Origin of the sequence: Nocardia sp. NPDC052316, from assembly GCF_044547795.1 — a bacterium.
Classification (GTDB): Bacteria; Actinomycetota; Actinomycetes; order Mycobacteriales; family Mycobacteriaceae; genus Nocardia.
Genome location: NZ_JBIUBB010000002.1, coordinates 566187 through 585479 on the forward strand (window position 1 = coordinate 566187; position 19293 = coordinate 585479).

The following is a 19293-nucleotide window of genomic DNA, read 5'->3' on the forward strand; positions in this document are numbered from 1 at the left end:
GCCTTGCCCGCCTGCTGGTTTCGCGCGGAGTTGGTCCGGACACCCTTGTCGCGGTGGCCTTGCCGCGGTCGGTGGAGTTGATCGTGGCGTTGCTGGGTGTGGTGAAAGCCGGTGGTGGCTATCTGCCGATCGATCCGGGATACCCCTCCGATCGGCTGGCGTTCGTCCTAACCGATGCCGAGCCGGTTGTCGTCGTGACCGACCGTGCGACCTCGGAGGCGTTGCCGCACAGCGTGACACCGCACCTGTACATCGATGCACCGACGGTCGAGGACCGCGGCGGCCGGGATCCGATCCCGGCACGGCCACAGAATTTGGCGTATGTGATCTACACCTCCGGCTCCACCGGTGTGCCGAAAGGCGTTGGCATCACCCACCGTAACGTGGTGAACCTGGTCGCCCAGGCGTGGTCGGCGGGTATCGAGGATCGGGTGCTGGTGCACTCGTCGATCGCGTTCGACGCCTCGACCTACGAGATCTGGCCCGCGCTCTGCGGCGGGGCGGCCTTGGTGGTGGCCGGTGAGCGACGTTCGGATCTGGCGGAGATCACCCGGCTGATCGAGACCAGGTCGGTGACGAAGATGTTCGCTACGCCACCCTTGCTCGCGGCGTTGGTCGAGCACGCCGAGTACCTGTCCGACAACCCTTTCCAGAGTCTGACGCAGGTGAACACCGGCGCCGACACGCTCCCGTCCGGGCTGGTGCACGCGATGCGGGACAGCTGGGGAGACATCCGGATCGACAACCTTTACGGCCCCACCGAGGCGACGGTCGACGTGACGTCCCACCAGGTCCCCGCCGACGTGGCGGGTGCGGTGGTGCCGATCGGCGTGCCGGTGGCCAATACCCGAGTGTTCGTGCTTGATTCCTGGTTGGCGCCGGTGCCGGTGGGCGTCGCGGGGGAGTTGTATGTCTCCAGCGCCCAACTGGCGCGCGGCTATCACGGCCGGGCCGGGCTGACCGCTACACGGTTCGTCGCCGATCCGTTCGATCCCTCGGGCGGTCGGCTGTATCGCACCGGTGATGTGGTGCGCTGGAACAACTCCGGACAGCTGGAGTTCGCGGGCCGGGCCGACGATCAGGTCAAGATCCGCGGCTTCCGGGTGGAGCCCGGCGAGGTGGAAACTGTACTGGCGCAACACCCTTCGGTGTCGAACGCGGTGGTGGTTGCGCGCGACACCGGCACCGGTGACAAGCAGCTCATCGGGTACGTGGTCGCGGAACGGGCCGGTTCGGTCGCCGGCAACGGTCGCGGGCGGGCGAATGGCCGCCCCTGTGGTGCCGAACGCGTGGCCACGAATCGCCTCGACGGTGCGGAGGTGCGCCGGTTCGCCGCCGAGCGGCTGCCGGACTTCATGGTGCCGTCGGTGGTGATGGTGATCGACAGTGTGCCGTTGACCGCTAACGGCAAATTGGATCGGGCGGCGTTGCCGGTCCCGGAGCTGCGCTCCTCGGTGCGGTATCGGGCACCGGGCAGTATCCAGGAACAGATGCTGAGCGAGCTGTTCGCCGAAGTTCTCGGCCACGAGCGGGTCGGGCTGGACGACAGCTTCTTCGCGCTCGGCGGGCACTCGCTGCTGGCGACCAGGCTGGCCAGCCGGATCCGGGTGGTGCTCGGCGTCGAGGTCCCGATCAGGACGATATTCGACGCTCCGACGGTGGCGCAGTTGGCCATTCGGCTCGGCGAGCGCACGCGGCTGCGACCGGTGCTGACGACGCGGCCGCGCCCGGCCGTGCTGCCGTTGTCGTTCGCGCAGCGGCGGTTGTGGTTCATCCATCGGCTGGAAGGGCCGTCGGCCAACTACAACATCCCGGTGGCCGCGCGGTTCCACGGGGTGGATGTGGCGGCGTTGGCCGCCGCGATCGGCGATGTCGTCGCGCGACACGAGAGTCTGCGCACGATCTTCGTCGAGACCGATGGCGTGCCGTCCCAGCGGGTAATCGACGCCGACGGCCTCGAGGTGCCGGTCACGGTGACCGAGCCGGCACCGGGCGCGGTGGACGCCGCGGTGAGCGCGGCGGCCCGCTACGGGTTCGATCTGTCCACGCAGCTCCCGATCCGGCTCACCGTGGTGCGCTCCGGCGCCGACGAGTGCGTCGTCGTGGTGCTGATCCACCACATCGCCGCCGACGGCTGGTCCGCGGCGCCGCTGCTGCGCGACCTGTCGACGGCGTACGCGGCGCGACGGCAGGGTCTGCGGCCGCAGTGGCAGCCGTTGCCGGTCCAGTACGCGGACTACACGTTGTGGCAGCAGGAACTGCTGGGGTCGCCGACCGATCCGGATAGTGTGCTGTCCCAGCAGTTCGCGTACTGGCGGGCCGAACTCGACGGCCTGCCGGAGGAACTGCCCTTGCCGACCGATCGGCCGCGGCCGCGCGTGCCGAGCTACCGCGGCGACGTGGTGACCTTCGACATCGATCCGGAGATCCGTACCGCGGTGGAGGATCTGGCGCGCGCAGCAGGCGCGACGGTGTCGATGGTGCTGCAGTCGGCGCTGGCCGTGCTGCTGTTCAAACACGGTGCCGGGCAAGATATTCCGATCGGGACGCCGATCGCGGGCCGGACCGACGACGCGCTGGCCGAGCTGGTCGGGTTCTTCGTCAACACCTTGGTATTGCGCGCGCCAGTGCCCGCGGGTGCGTCGTTCACCGAGATCCTCGGCGAGGTCAGGGCGAAAGCCTTGGCCGCGTACGAGAACCAGGACGCGCCGTTCGAGTTGCTGGTGGAGTTGCTGAAACCGGCTCGCTCGGCGGCCCATCATCCGTTGTTCCAGGTGTCGTTGGCCTTCCAGAACAACGCATTGCCTACGCTCGAACTGCCGGAGGTGCGGATCGAACCGTACGCCGCGTTCACCGCGACCGCGCGGTTCGACCTTTCGTTCAACATCGCTGACGCGCCCGTCGGCGAGCGGTGGACCGGGCTCGTCGAGTACGCCACCGATCTGTTCGACCGGTCCACCGTGGCAGCGATGGCGACGCGGTGGGTGCGGCTGCTGCGGCAGCTGGTCGCGGACCCGGCGGCCGCGGTGGGGTCGATCGACGTGCTCGGCACCGACGAACGCGAACTGGTCTTGCGACGGTGGAACGACACCGCTGCCGAGGTCGCGGGCGAAACCATCGTCGGGCTGTTCCAGGCACAGGTCGACGCCGCCCCGGACGCACCGGCCGTCGTCAGCGGGCAGACCGAGCTGTCGTATCGAGAGCTCGACAGGCGAACCGATCGGCTTGCGCGCGTACTGGTGTCGCGAGGGATGCGGCCGGACAGCATCGTCGCGGTCGCGCTACCGCGGTCGGCGGAGTTGATCGTGGCACTGCTGGGTGTGTTGAAGGCCGGTGGTGGCTATCTGCCGCTCGACACGGCGTACCCGCCGGAGCGGTTGGCGTTCGTGCTCACCGATGCCGCGCCGTTCGCTGTGGTAACCGATTCCGCGACCGCCGAGCTGCTGCCCGCGACCGCGACGCCGCACCTCTACCTCGACCGGCTGGACCCCGCGGTGTCCGGACCGCTTCCGGCTCGGGTCGATCCGCGGACCTTGGCGTACATGACCTACACGTCCGGTTCGACCGGCCTGCCCAAAGGTGTTGCCGTCACCCACCGCAACGTGCTGAACCTGGTCACCCAGGTGCGTGCGGTGGGTGCCGGGCAGCGGGCGCTGACCCACCACTCGCTCGCGTTCGACGCCTCAGCCTATGAGATCTGGCCCGCGCTGGTCGGCGGCGGGGCGTTGGTCGTGGCCGAGGAGCCGCGATCGGACCTCGCGGAGCTCACTCGGCTGGTCGCGGAGCAGTCGGTGACGACGATGATCGCGACGCCGCCCTTGCTGTCTGCCTTGGTCGACTATGTCGAGTCCATGCCCGAGCACCCCTTGCGAACGCTGCGGCGGGTCATCGTCGGCGGCGCGGAGTTGCCCACGAGCGTGGTGCGGAAGTTGCACGCGCGCAACGCCGAGGTCGAGGTCGTCAACAGTTACGGGCCGACAGAGACGACGGTCCTGGTGACCGAGTGCCCGGCGGGGAGCGAGGTCGGCAGTGTCGTCCCGATCGGTCGCCCGTTGGGCAATGTGCGGGTGTTCGTGCTGGATTCGTGGCTGGCGCCGGTGCCGGTGGGCGTCACCGGTGAGTTGTATGTGGCCGGTGCGCATGTGGCGCGTGGCTACCACGGTCGGGCCGGGCTGACCGCGGCACGGTTTGTGGCGGACCCGTTCGATCCGGCTGGTGGGCGGCTGTATCGCACCGGTGATGTGGTGCGCTGGAACAACTCCGGGCAGCTGGAGTTCGCGGGCCGGGCCGACGAGCAGGTCAAGATCCGCGGCTTCCGGGTCGAGCCGGGCGAGGTCGAAACCGTGCTGGCCGACCATCCTTCGGTGTCGCGAGCCGTGGTCGTCGCACGGGATGTCGGCGGTGGCAAGCAACTGGTCGGCTACGTCGTCGCCGATCGATCCGAGCCCGGCGCGGCCGAACTCGACGGCGGTGCCGTGCGCGACTTCGCCGCCGCGCGCCTGCCGGAGTTCATGGTGCCCGTGGTGGTGCTGGTGATCGACGCCGTGTCGTTGACCAGGAACGGGAAGCTCGATCGGGCCGCGCTGCCGGATCCGGAGTTCACCGCGTCCACGCGGTATCGGGCGCCGCGCAGCACCGAGGAAGAAGTCCTGGCCGGGGTGTTCGCCGAGGTGCTCGGCGTCGAGCGGGTAGGCGTGGACGACAGCTTCTTCGAGCTGGGCGGTGACAGTATCCGCTCGATCCAGGTGGTGTCACGCGCGCGGGAAGCGGGCGTGGAGGTCAGCCCGCGTGAGGTGTTCGAGCATCAGACCGCGGCAGCGTTGGCCGCGATAGCCCGCCGTCGCGGGGCCGCCGGTCCGGTGTTGCGCGAGCTCGCCGGGGGCGGCGTGGGGTGGCTGCCGTTGTTGCCCGCCGCGCGGTTCGTGCGTGAGCTGGGTGCGGGGTTCGATCGGTTCACCCAGTCGATGCTGCTCGACCTGCCGACGGGCATCGACCGGGCAGGGCTGCTCGAGACGTTGTCGGCGGTGCTCGATCGCCACGATGTGTTTCGGTCGCGCTTGGTCGATGACGAGCGCGGTGCGGGCCTCGAGGTCGCGCCGGTCGGCTCGGTGGACGCAGCCCAGTTGCTGCATCGCGTCGAGCTGGCTGTCCCCGAACAAGGTTCGGCGGAGCGGGCCGAGGTGATCACCGAGCAGGTCGGTGCGGCCGTGCACCGGCTCGCGCCGACGGCCGGGGTGATGGTGCAGTTCGTGTGGTTCGATGCGGGACCCGCGCGGGGCGGCCTGCTGTCGATCGTGGCGCATCATCTGGTGATCGACGGTGTGTCATGGCGGATCTTGTTGCCGGACTTGGCCACCGCGTGGCAGGCGGTGTCGGCGGGCGAGACACCCGCCTTGCCGAGTACGGGGACCTCGGTGCGGCGCTGGGCGCACGGCTTGGTCGAGCAGGCTACACAGCTTGCTGCGCAGATGCCTTGGTGGCGTTCGGTCCTGGATGGACCGGACCCGGTACTGGGTGCCCGGCCCGTGGATCCGGCAGTCGACGTGATGGCGACCGTGCGGCAGGTCGATGTCGAGCTTTCGGTGGCGGTGACCGAGGAACTGTTGACGACGCTGCCCGCGGTGTTCCACGGCGGGGTAGAGGACGGGCTGTTGTCCGCGTTGGCGGCGACGATCACGCAGTGGCGAAATACCGACGACCGCAGCGACGCCGAGCGTTCGGTGCTGATCCGGTTGGAAGGCCATGGCCGCGAGGAAGACACGGTTCCCGGTGCCGACCTGTCCAGTACGGTCGGCTGGTTCACGAGTGTGTATCCGGTGCGACTGTCCGTGGCCGAGTCGCCTTGGGCGGAGCTCTGCGCAGGCGGCCCTGCCGCAGGTTCCTTGCTGAAGGCGATCAAGGAACAACTGCGTGCGACACCCGACAAGGGCATCGGGTACGGCTTGCTGCGTTACCTCAATCCCGACACTTCCACTGTGTTGCAACAGTATTCGACCGGTCAGATCGGCTTCAACTACCTCGGTCGGTTCAATGCCGCGGACCTGCTGCCACAACGACTGCGCGGGGCGGGCTGGACACCGGCGGCGGACAGTGCGGCGGCCGGTGCGGCTCCTGACCCGGCGATGGCCGCGATGGCGGCGCTGGATGTCACCACGATGGTCGTCGATACCAGCGACGGCCCGGTACTGCGAGCCGTGTTCGCGGCACCCGAGGGCGTGCTCGCCGAGAACGAGACCGCGCAGCTCGCCGAACTGTGGCGCGGTGCGCTGACCGGGTTGGCCGAGCATGCCGGGAGGCCGGGCGCGGGCGGTTTGACGCCGTCGGACTTGTCGCTGGTCCGGTTGGGGCAGCCCGAGATCGAGGCCTTGGAGGCGCGGTACCGCGACCTGGCGGACGTGTGGCCGTTGACGCCGATGCAGTCGGGCCTGCTGTTCCATCAGGCACTGGCCGGCTCAGGGTTCGACGCCTATCACATGCGGGTGGTGTTCGGCCTGGCCGGACAGGTGGATCCGGAGCGGATGCGTGCGGCAGGCCAAGGATTGCTGGATCGGTATCCGAACCTGCGGGTGGCCTATGCCCCTGGCCCGCATGGTAAGCCAGTGCAGGTCGTCGTGTCCGACGTCGAATTGCCATGGCGGGTGGTTGATCTGCGTGATCGTGCCGAGGCCGAGCGCGATGCGGCGTTGGACCGCCTGCTCGTCGACGACGACCAGGCGCATTTCGACATGTCCGTGCCGCCGCTGCTGCGCTTGACACTGGTGCTGATGACCGACCGGCGTGCGGAGTTGGTCATGACCGCGCATCACGTCCTGATGGACGGCTGGTCGCTGCCGCTGATGATTCGAGATCTGTTGCGGCTCTACGGCTCCGACGGCTCGGACGCCGGCCTTCCGCAGCCCGCCGCGTACAAGGAGTTCTTGAAGTGGCTGGGGGAGCGCGATGTCGAAGCCGGCGTGCGGGCGTGGCGTCAGGAGCTCGATGGCGTCCATGAACCCTCCCTGCTCGCGAGCAGTGTGCGCGGGACCGATGCGGCGGCGGACGGTGTCGAGCGGGTCGGGGTGGCGCTGACCGCGGATATCGGTGCCGCATTGAACAGGCGGGCAGCCGAACTCGGCGTCACCGTGAACACCGTCGTCCAGGCGGCGTGGGGCATCTTGCTCGCCGCGGCGACCGGACATCAGGACGTCATCGTCGGCGCCACCGTCTCGGGCCGCCCCGCGGAGATCCCGGGCGTCGACTCGATGGTCGGGTTGTTCATCAATACCGTGCCGGTGCGGGTACGGTTCGGCCCGCGCGACACGCTCGCCGGACTGTTGACGGAGTTGCAGGGCCGCCAGACCGCCCTGCTGGACTATCACCATGTCGGCTTGAGCGATATCCACCAGGCCGTCGGGTTGCCTGTCCTGTTCGACACGCTCATCGCGTTCGAGTCCTACCCGGTCGACCACACCGGCATCGAGGAAGCGACCGACACCAGCGGGATCACGATCACCGACCTGCGCCCGAACTCGGTGACGCATTACCCGTTGACCGTCATCGCCGGCGCCGCGCCCACCTTGACGCTGTATCTCGACTATCGCTGCGACTCGTTCGATCGCTCTGCGGTGGAGGGGATGGCGGAGCGGTTGGTGCGGATCTTGCGGCAGGTGGTCGCGGACCCGCACACACCGGTGGCCGCGATCGATCTCCTGGGCGCGGACGAACGTGAGCTGGTGTTGCACCGGTGGAACGACACCGCGATCGACATCCCGGACACCACCGTGGTCGGTCTGTTCGAGGCGCAGGCCGCGCGGGTCCCGGAAGCCGTCGCCGTGGTCGGCGCGGGCAGCGAAGTGTCGTATCGCGAGCTCGACGGTCGAGCGGATCGCCTCGCGCGAGTGTTGAGTGCGCGCGGCGTCGGGCCGGATTGCCTTGTCGCGGTGGCACTGCCGCGCTCGGTGGATTTGATCGTGGCATTGCTGGCGGTGTTGAAGGCCGGTGGCGCGTATCTGCCCATCGATCCGGCCTATCCATCGGATCGACTGGCGTTCATTCTCTCCGATGCCGCGCCGGTCGTCGTGTTGACCGATCGCGCAACGGCGAGCGTCGTGCCCGAAACCGGAGCCCCGTTGCTCTACCTCGACGCACTCGAAGTGGTGGACGGAAACGGCCGAGCCGAGGTCCGGCCGCAGCATCTGGCGTACGTGATCTACACGTCGGGCTCAACCGGCGTCCCCAAAGGTGTTGGGATCACGCACCGTAACGTGGTCAACCACGTTTCGCAGGGCTGGCTGACCGGCCCGGACGAACGTGTGCTCGTCCACTCGTCGATGGCCTTCGACGCTTCGACGTACGAAATGTGGGTGGCCCTGTGCTCGGGTGCCGGACTGGTCTTGACGAGCGAGCTGCGTTCGGACCCGGCCGAGATGCTGGACCTGATCGGAACGCGGTCAGTGACAAGGATATTCGCGACCCCGGCCCTACTGGCGGTGCTGCTCGACCACGCGGAGACGCTGTCCACCAACGCGTTCGGGCGCCTGACCCAGGTGATCGCCGGTGGCGCCGAACTGCCCGCGGCGCTGGTGCGCCGGGTGCGGCGGATCGCCGACCGGGTGGCGGTGGTCAACGGCTACGGCCCGACCGAGACCACGGTGTTCGCGACGGTGCACGCCGCTGACGAGGTGTCGGCAGGCTCGGCGCCGATCGGCGGGCCCCTGGCCAATATGCGGGCGTATGTCCTGGATTCGTTGTTGCGGCCGGTGCCGGTCGGGTTCGCGGGCGAGCTGTACGTCGCAGGCGCCCAGCTGGCGCGGGGATATCAGGGGCGAGCGGGGTTGACCTCGGCCCGCTTCGTCGCCGACCCGTTCGATGCGTCCGGTGGCCGGTTGTATCGCACCGGTGACGTGGTCCGGTGGACCGCGGCGGGGGCGCTGGAGTTCGTCGGCCGGGTCGACGATCAGGTCAAGATCCGTGGCTTCCGCGTCGAGCCGGGCGAGGTCGAATCGGTGCTGGCGCAACACCCTTCGGTGTCGCAAGCGGTGGTGATCGCCCGCGACACCGAGACCGGCGGCAAGCAGCTGATCGGGTACGTGGTCGCCGACCGCGCCGGTTCGGACGCGGGCGACCGGGCGGTGCTCGACGGCGGAACGGTGCGCGACTTCGTGGCCGAACGGCTGCCCGATTTCATGGTGCCGACGGTGGTCATGGTGCTCGACTCGTTGCCATTGACCGCGAACGGCAAGTTGGATCGGCAGGCGCTGCCCGATCCGGAGGTGAGTTCGTCGCGGGCGTACCGAGCGCCGGTGTCGGCGGAAGAGCAGATCCTGACCACCGTGTTCGCCGAGGTGTTGGGCCTCGAGCGGGTTGGGCTGGACGACAGCTTCTTCGAATTGGGCGGCGACAGTATCCGCTCGATCCAGGTGGTGTCACGGGCACGGGAGTTGGGCGTGGACGTCAGCCCGCGCGAGGTCTTCGAGCATCAGACGGCGGGCGCGTTGGCGGCGGTCGCCGCGGGCCGCGAGATCGCAGGCCCGGTGCTGGCGGAGCTGCCCGGTGGCGGAGTGGGCTGGCTGCCGTTGCTGCCGGTCGCTCGGTTCGTCCGGGGACTCGGCGCGGGATTCGACAGCTCGACGCAGTCGATGGTGCTGGACCTGCCGGTCGGCATCGATCGAGCGGGCCTGGTGGCGACAGTGTCGGCGGTGGTCGATCGCCATGACGTGCTGCGGTCCCGGCTGGTCGACGACGAGCGCGGGCCGGGGCTCGAGGTCGCGCCGCCGGGCTCGGTGGCGGTGGACGGACTGGTGACCCGAGTGCCGGTGGCCGGGGTCGAGGAGATGTCGGACGCGGTGGTGCACGAGATGGGGGCCGCCGTCGGTCGGCTGGCGCCTGCCGCAGGGGTGATGGTGCAGTTCGTGTGGTTCGACGCCGGCCCCGATCGCGCGGGCTGGCTGGCGGTCGTGGCGCACCACCTGGCGGTCGACGGTGTGTCCTGGCGGATTCTGCTGCCGGACTTCGCCGCCGCGTGGCAGGAAGTGTCCGCCGGGGCGACGCCGGTGCTGCCGAAGACCGGAACCTCGATGCGGCGCTGGGCGCACGGCTTGGTCGAGCAGGCCGCCAGGCCGGAGCGGGTCGCCGAATTGTCGTGGTGGCGTTCGGTTCTCGACGGACCCGATCCGCTGCTCGGCCGTAGGCCACTGGATCCGGCGGTCGATGTCATGGCCAGTGTCGGCCACGCCCAGGTCCGTATTCCGGTGCCGACGACCGAGGTGCTGCTGACCACGCTGCCCGCGGCCTTCCACGGCGGCGTCGAGGACGGATTGCTGGCGGCCTTGGCGGTAGCCGTGCATCGCTGGCGCGAGCGCAAGGGCGTGCGTGCCGACTCGGTGTTGATCCGGTTGGAGGGACACGGCCGCCAGGAGAACATCGTTCCCGGCGCGGATCTGTCGACGACCGTCGGCTGGTTCACCAGTATGTTCCCGGTGCGGTTGACCGCGTCTGCGGCGGAGTGGGACGAGCTGCGCACGGGCGGCCCCGCCGCGGGCGCGTTGGTCAAAGCGGTGAAGGAGCAGTTGCGCGCGGTGCCGGACAAGGGCATGGGCTACGGCATGCTCCGGTACCTGAATCCCGAGACCGCCCAAATGCTGCAACAGTATTCGGCCGGGCAGATCGGCTTCAACTACCTCGGCCGGTTCACCTCGACGGATCTGCTGCCGCACCGACTGCGCGGTGCGGGCTGGACTCCCTCGGTCGACGCCGGACAGTTGATCTCGCCGGTGGATCCGGCGCTGGAATCGATGCCCGCGATGGCGGTGCTCGACGTCAACACGATAGTGCTCGACACCGGCGAGGGTCCGGTGCTGCAAGCGATCTTCGCCGCGCCGTCGGAAGTGCTGGCAGCGAACGAGATACAGGAGCTCGCGGACCTGTGGCGAGACGCCGCAGAGGGACTGGCGGCGCACGTGTCGGCCGGTGGGGGCGGCTTGTCGCCCTCGGATGTCTTGGCACCGGGCCTGGAGCAAGCCGATATCGACGTGTTGGAACAGCGGTATCCGGATCTGGTGGATGTGTGGCCGTTGACGTCGATGCAGTCGGGCCTGCTGTTCCATCAGGTGTTGGCGGGTTCGGGGTTCGACGCGTACCACATGCAGATCGTGTTCGGGTTGGTCGGCCGGGTCGACGCACAGCGGATGCGTTCGGCCGGTCAGCGGTTGTTGGACCGGTACGCGAACCTGCGGGTGGCGTTTGTCGCCGATCGTCGGGGCGACGCGGTGCAGGTCGTCGTGGACGGGGTGGAGTTGCCTTGGCGTCTGGTGGATTTGGGCGACTCGGCCGGGGATGCGGCGTTGGAGCGGTTGCTGGCCGAAGACCGGGACGCGCATTTCGATGTGGCGGTGCCGCCGTTGCTGCGGTTGATGCTGGTGCGGCGGGCTGCGGATCGGTCGGAGCTGGTACTGACGGCTCATCACGTACTGGTGGACGGGTGGTCGTTGCCGCTGCTGGTGCTGGATCTGTTCCGCCTGTATGCCGGGACCGCTGAGCTGCCGCCCGCGTCCGAGTACAAAGAGTTCCTGAAGTGGCTGGGGGAGCAGGACTTCGACGAGGGCGTGCGGGCCTGGCACCGCGAACTCGACGGCGTGCACGAACCCACCCTGCTCGCCGATAGTGTGGGCGGCGCCGAGCACACCGACGGTGTCGAGTTGCCCGAGGTGGCGCGGGTCGAGGTGCCGCTGTCGCCGGAGACCGCCTCGGCCTTGACCCGGCGGTCGACGGAGCTCGGAACCACCCTCAGCACGGTCGTGCAGGGCGGCTGGGGACTCGTGCTCGCCGCCGCGACGGGAACTTCCGACGTGGTCGCGGGCGCCACCGTGTCGGGTCGCCCCCCGGTGATCGCCGGGGTGAACTCGATGGTCGGGTTGTTCATCAACACCGTGCCGGTCCGGGTGCGGTTCGACCCGCGCGGCACCCTGGCCGACCTGCTGACGGACTTGCAGGCCCGCCAGACCGCCCTGCTGGACTATCACCATGTCGGCTTGAGCGATATCCACCAGGCCGTCGGGTTGCCTGTCCTGTTCGACACGCTCATCGCGTTCGAGTCCTATCCGGTCGACCACACCGGCATCGGCGAGGTCACCGACACCAGCGGCCTCGCCATCAGCGACTCGCGCCCGAACGCACCGACGCACTACCCGCTGACCGTTATCGCGAACACCGCGCCGACGCTGACGCTGCACTTGGAGTATCGCCCCGATTCGTTCGATCAGGCCGCGGTCGAGGCGATGGCGGCGCGGTTGGTGCGGATTCTCCAGCAAGTGGTGTCGGACCCGGATGTACCGGTGCGCTCCATCGACCTGCTGGGCGCCGAAGAACGCGAACTGGTGTTGCGTCGGTGGAACGACACCACCGCCTCGTTCGAGCCGGGCCGAACGTTGTTGGGGTTGTTCGAGACTCAGGTATCCCGGACGCCCGCGGCGGTCGCCCTCATCGGCACCGACACCGAAGTGTCGTATCGAGAGCTCGACAGCCGGGCCGATCGCCTTGCCGAAGTATTGATTTCGCGCGGAGTCGGGCCGGATCGCATTGTGGCCGTAGCGGTACCTCGGTCGGTGGAGCTGATCGTATCGATGCTGGCGGTGTTGAAGGCCGGTGGTGCGTATCTGCCGATCGATCCGGCCTACCCGTCGGATCGGCTGGCGTTCATACTCGCCGATGCCGCACCGGTCGTCGTGCTGACCGATCGCGCGACCGCGAGCATGCTGCCGGACACGACAACACAGCTGCTCTACCTCGACGACCTCGAAACACTCGCCGTAATGGGCCGACACGGTCGAGTAGGCATCGGACCGCAGAATCTGGCGTACGTGATCTACACGTCCGGATCGACCGGTGTCCCCAAGGGCGTGGCGATCACGCACGACAACGTGGCGAATCTGGTGTGCCAGAACTGGTCCACCGGCCCCGGCGACCGCGTGCTGATGCATACGTCGGTCTCGTTCGACGTCTCCACCTACGAGATCTGGTCGACGCTGTGCGGTGGCCACGCACTCGTGCTGACGGCTGAGCTGCGTTCGGATCCCGCCGAGATGGTCGAGCTGATCGAGGCCCGCGCGGTGACGCGGATCTTCTCGACGCCGGGGCTGTTGCCGGTGCTGCTCGATCGCGTCGAGGCCATGCCCGGCAATCCTTTCCGCACCTTGGCGCAGGCCGTCGTCGGCGGCGCCGAGGTGTCCGCGGCGCTGGCTCGCCGATTGGGGGCGGTCGCTCCCGGCGTCGAGGTCGTCAACGGCTACGGACCGACCGAGGCCACCGTCTTCGCGACGGTGTGCGTTGCCGATACCGCCGCAGCGGGGAACGGCTCGGTGCCGATCGGGCACCCGTTGACCAATGTGCGCGCCTTCGTGCTGGATTCGTGGCTGGCACCGGTTCCGGTAGGTGTCGCCGGTGAGCTGTATGTGGCCGGAACCCAAACGGCGCGCGGGTATTACGGCCGCCCGGGGATGACGGCGGCCCGTTTCGTGGCCGATCCGTTCGACCCGGCCGGCGGCGGTCGGCTGTACCGCACCGGCGACGTGGTGCGCTGGAACCGTCGCGGGCAGTTGGAGTTCCTCGGTCGAGTCGACGATCAGGTCAAGATCCGCGGCTTCCGTATCGAACCCGGCGAGGTCGAAAGCGTACTGGCCCAGCATCCTTCGGTATCACGCGCGGTCGTGGTGGCGCACGACACCGAGACCGGCGGTAAACAGCTGGTCGGCTATGTGGTGCCCGACCGAACGAGCTCGGCCGCGCTCGACGCGCGGCAGGTGCGCCGATTCGCCGCGGACCTGCTGCCCGAATACATGGTGCCCGCGGCGGTGCTGGTGATCGACTCGGTGCCGCTGACCGTGAGCGGAAAACTGGATCGCAAGGCGCTGCCGACACCGGAGTTCACCGCGTCGGCGCAGTACCGCGCGCCCCGCGGCGACGACGAACGGGTGCTGGCCGAGTTGTTCGGCGAGGTACTCGGTCGCGACCGGGTGGGTATCGATGACAACTTCTTCGAGTTGGGCGGCCATTCGCTGCTGGCTACCCGGCTGGCGAGCCGGATCAGGGTGGTGCTCGGGATCGAGGTGCCGATCCGGGCGGTCTTCGAGGCTCCGACGTTGGCGCAGTTGGCGACTCGGCTCGATGCCGACGCGCAACTGCGCCCGGCGCTGCTGGCCCGCTCGCGGCCGGACGTGATCCCGACGTCGTACGCGCAGCGGCGGCTGTGGTTCATCCATCGTCTGGAAGGGCCGTCGGCGACCTACAACATCCCGATGGCGGTGCGGATGCGCGGGCTGCGGGTGCCGGTGCTGCGCGCGGCGATCGGTGATGTGATCGCACGGCACGAGAGTCTGCGCACCGTCTTCGTCGAGGCCGACGGCATGCCTGCGCAGCGGGTGCTCGACGCGGACTCGGTCGATGTCCCCGTGGTGGTGACCGACACGGACCCGGCCGAATTGGATTCGGCGGTGGCCGCGGCCGTGCGCTACGGGTTCGACCTGTCCAGCCAGATCCCGATCCGGGTCACCGTGGTGCGCCCCGGCGCGGACGACTGCGTGGTGGTGCTGCTGATCCATCACATCGCCGGTGACGGCTGGTCGATGGCGCCGCTGCTGCGGGATCTGTCGGTGGCCTACGCGGCCCGGCTGGCGGATCGGGCGCCGCGGTGGGCGCCGCTGCCGGTGCAGTACGTCGATTACACGCTGTGGCAGCGGGAACTGCTCGGCGCGCCGGAAGATCCCGACAGCCTGCTGTCGCGGCAGTTCGAGTACTGGCGTGCGGAACTGGAAGGCCTGCCGGAGCAGCTGCGACTGCCGACCGATCGCCCGCGCCCACGGGTCGCCAGCTACCGCGGCGACATGATGCTGTTCGACATCGACGTGCCGACCCGGCTCGGGGTGGAGCGGCTCGCGGCGCGCGAGGGTGCCACGGTGTCGATGGTGTTGCAGTCGGCGCTGGCCGTGCTGTTGTTCAAACTCGGTGCCGGAGAGGATATTCCGCTCGGCTCGCCGATCGCGGGCCGCACCGATGAGGCGCTGTCGGACCTGGTCGGCTTCTTCGTCAATACCTGGGTGCTGCGGACAAAGCTGGCGCCGGGGGCGGCGTTCACCGAGGTCCTCGGTCAGGTCAGGGCGAAAGCGTTGGCCGCCTACGAGAATCAGGACGCGCCGTTCGAGCTGCTGGTCGAGTTGCTCAACCCGACCCGTTCGGCGGCTCATCACGCGCTGTTCCAGGTGACGCTGGCGTTCCAGAACAACAGCCTGGCCAACTTGGAGCTGCCCGGCGTCGGCTTCGAGCCCTATAACGCGTCGCTGGCCGCCTCGCGATTCGACCTGTTCTTCAATATCGCCGACACCCCGGCGGGCCTGCCGTGGAACGGGCTCATCGAATACGCGACGGAGCTGTTCGATCGGTCAACGGTCGAGGCGATCGCCGCGCGCTTCGTGCGCGTACTGCGGTCGGCCGTGGCCGATCCGGGCAGGTCGGTGCGGTCGATCGAGGTGCTCGACGCCGATGAGCGCGACGTGGTGTTGCGGCGATGGAACGACACCCGGGTCGAGCTCGACCCAGGCCGCACCGTGATCGATGTGTTCGAGGCGCAGGTAGCGCGGACTCCGGAGGCGTTGGCGGTGGTCTGCGCGGACACCGAGGTGTCGTACCGAGAACTCGACCGGCGCGCCGAATCCCTTGCCCAGGTGCTGGTTTCGCGCGGCGTGGGCGCCGACAGCGTTGTCGCGGTCGCGGTGCCGCGGTCGGTGGAGCTGATCGTGTCATTGCTGGCGGTGTGGAAAGCCGGCGGTGCGTACTTGCCGATCGATCCGGCTTACCCGTCGGACCGGCTGGCGTTCATCCTCGCCGATGCCGAGCCGGTGGTAGTCGTCACCGAGCAGGGCACCGCCGACGCCCTGCCCGATGACTCCACGCCGCGCCTGTATCTGGACCGAACCCTGGACGAAGCGGCTCGGGGCGACCTCGATCGGGTGGTGGTGCGGCCGCAGAACCTGGCGTACGTGATCTACACCTCCGGCTCGACCGGTATTCCCAAAGGCGTTGGCGTCACGCACCGTAACGTCGTGAATCACATCGCACAGGACTGGTTGACCGGCCCGGCCGAGCGCGTGCTCGTCCATTCCTCGATGGCTTTCGACGCCTCGACCTACGAGATGTGGGCGGCGTTGTGCGCCGGTGGTGGACTGGTATTGGCGACGGAATTGCGCTCGGACCCCGGCGAAATGCTCGAGCTGGTCGCCACCCGGTCGGTGACGAGGATGTTCGCGACACCGGCGCTGCTGTCCGTGCTGGTCGAGCGGGCCGAAGCACTGCCCGGCAATGCCTTCGAAGGCTTGACCCAGGTGATCGCGGGCGGCGCCGAACTCTCCTCGGCCTTGGCGCGCAGAGTGCGAAACGTGGCCGCCGATGTCGAGGTGGTCAACGGTTACGGACCGACCGAGACCACGGTGTTCGCCACAACGTGCACCGCCGACGTCGACGCGGAAGGGTCCGTGCCGATCGGGCGACCGCTGGTCAATATGCGGGCATATGTCCTGGATTCGGGCTTGCTGCCGGTGCCGGTGGGCGTCGCCGGTGAGTTGTATGTGGCGGGTGCGCAGTTGGCGCGTGGCTATCGGGGCCGAGCGGGATTGACCTCGACGCGCTTCGTCGCCGATCCGTTCGATCCGACCGGTGGCCGGTTGTATCGCACCGGTGATGTGGTGCGGTGGACTTCGTCGGGCGCGCTGGAGTTCGTCGGCCGGGTCGACGATCAGGTCAAGATCCGCGGCTTCCGCGTCGAGCCCGGCGAAGTCGAAACCGTACTGGCGCAGCATCCTTCGGTGTCGCGCGCGGCGGTTGTCGCCCGCGAGTCCGACACCGGTGGCACCCAGCTGATCGGCTATGTCGTGCCGGACCGGTCCGGACCGGCGGTCGGCGAGGACGAGTTGGTCGGCCAGTGGCGCCGGGTGTACGACGACCTGTACTCCGCGCCCGAGGAGGTCGACAGCGGCACCGAGGCAGACATCGACTCCGTTCCGTTCGGTTCGGATTTCGGTGGCTGGAACAGCAGCTACACCGGGTCCGCTATTCCGCTGGAACAGATGCGGGAATGGCGGTCGACCACCGTCGAGCGGATTCTCGGCCTGCGGCCGAGGCGGGTGCTCGAGATCGGCGTCGGATCGGGCTTGCTGCTGTCGCAGGTGGCCCCGGAGTGCGCCGAGTACTGGGCGACGGACTTCTCCGCCCCGACCATCACCACGCTGCGGCAGCGGCTGAACGAGCTGCACGAGGACTGGGTCGACCGCGTCGTACTGAGCGTGCGCGGCGCCGACGACACCACCGGACTGCCCGAAAACCATTTCGACACCGTGGTGTTGAACTCGGTGGTCCAGTACTTCCCCGGCGAAGGCTATCTGCGTCGGGTGCTCGAGCAGGTCTCGGCGCTGCTGGCGCCCGGTGGTGCGGTGTTCCTCGGTGACATCCGGAACCTGAGCCTGCTGGAGGAGTTCACGACCGCCGTACAGCTCGCGCGCAACGGCGCGGCGGACCCGGCGGCGGTGCGTGATCGGGTGCGTCGGGATATGGCCGCCGAGCAGGAGTTGTTGTTGGCGCCGGAGTACTTCGCGGGAGTCTGCCGCGAGGTGAGCGGTTTCGACGCCGTCGACATCCAGCTCAAGCGCGGGTTCTCGGTCAACGAGCTGACCCGGTATCGCTACGACATTGTGCTGCACAAGAATCCGGCGGATCGGCTGTCGGTCGCGGAAGTCCCTCTCGTCGAATTCACCGGCCTCGACGAGTTGCGTTCCGTGCTCCAGGCCCGCCCCGGTGCTGCCGTTCGGGTTACCGGAATTCCGCACGCGGGGCTGCTCGCCGAAATCGAGGCCGCAGAGCGGATTCGGGCGGGCGTGTCCGATACCGACACGCGCGGAGTCGGTTTCGAAGGAGTGCTCGACGCGGAGGCCGAACGGGTGGGTGTGTTGCCGGAGGATCTGCACATCCTCGGTCAGGACTGCGGATGCACCACCGCCGTCACCTGGTCCGCGATCGCGGGCCGGATGGAGGCGGTCTTCGTCGAAGCCGCCGCCGAGCACCGCCCGCTCACCGATGTCTACCGCACCGCGGATCCGGCGATGGACCTGGCGAAGTACGCCAACAGCCCGCAGGCGAGCGTGCTGTCCGCCGAGGTGCGCCGGTGGGCCGGCGAGCGGCTGCCGGAGTTCATGGTGCCCGCCACGGTCATGGTGCTCGACAGCCTGCCCCTGACGGCGAACGGCAAGCTCGACCGCGGCGCGCTGCCGGACCCGGAACTGTTGTCCGCAGGCGAATATCGCGCACCGCGCAACGAGCGGGAGCGGATGCTGACGGAGTTGTTCGCCGAGATCCTCGGCCTCGACCGGGTGGGTATCGATGACGACTTCTTCGCACTGGGTGGCCATTCGCTGCTGGCCACCCGGCTCACCAGCCGGCTGCGGGCCGTGCTCGGGGTCGACGTCCCCGTCCGGGTGATCTTCGACGCACCTACCGTCGACCGGTTGGCCGCTCGGCTCGACGAAGGTGGTGCGGTCGGCACCGATTTCGATCCGGTGCTGACGCTGAAGAGTTCGGGCTCGCGCGAACCGCTGTGGTGCCTGCATCCCGGCGGTGGCCTCGGCTGGTTCTACCAGCAGCTCGGGCGACACCTGCCCGACCGGCCGGTGTACGCCATTCAATCCCGTGGCCTGGACGGTGGGCCGACCGCGGGCTCCATGGCGGAGATGGTCGCGGACTACATCGATCGGATGCAGACACTCCAGCGCGAGGGGCCCTACTATCTGCTCGGCTGGTCCTACGGCGGCGTGGTAGCGCAGGCGATGGCGGCGGAATTGGCCCGTCGGGGAATGGAAGTCGGCTTCCTCGCGGTGATGGACAGCCAGCCGCCGCAGGGGTCGGCCGCCGATGCCGACGTGACCGACGAGGAGGCCATGGCAGGCGTCCAGGCCTGGGCCGACGACCGATTCGGCGACCAGCTCGACGCCCCGGTCATCCAGGAATTGGTGCAGCGGCTGACGACGGTGCTCATCAACAACTGCAAACTGTGGGAGGGCTACACCTCGCCGTTCTACGACGGCGACCTGACGATCTTCGGCGCCACCCTCGATATGGACGGCAACCGCACCGTCGATGCCAAGACCGAGCTGGAAGCGGCCTGGCGCTCCTACATCGGCGGCGACATCGAAGTCATCGAGATGGACTGCGCGCACGGCGACTTCGACCGCCCCGAGATGATGAGCGTGGTGGGCCGGATACTGAACACCCTCCTGTAGT

At 68.7% G+C, this 19293-nt stretch carries 1 protein-coding gene (cut by a window edge); it reads left to right on the plus strand.

What is annotated here, in order from left to right; translation table 11 throughout:
- On the plus strand, positions 1-19292 hold the 3' portion of the coding sequence (locus ACIHA7_RS09470; protein WP_397288700.1) for a non-ribosomal peptide synthase/polyketide synthase. 1507 nt of this gene lie to the left of the window's left edge; 19292 of the gene's 20799 nt are visible here — the last part of the coding sequence; its start codon lies beyond the left edge, outside the window; its stop codon occupies positions 19290-19292.
- Position 19293 lies beyond the last annotated feature (1 nt).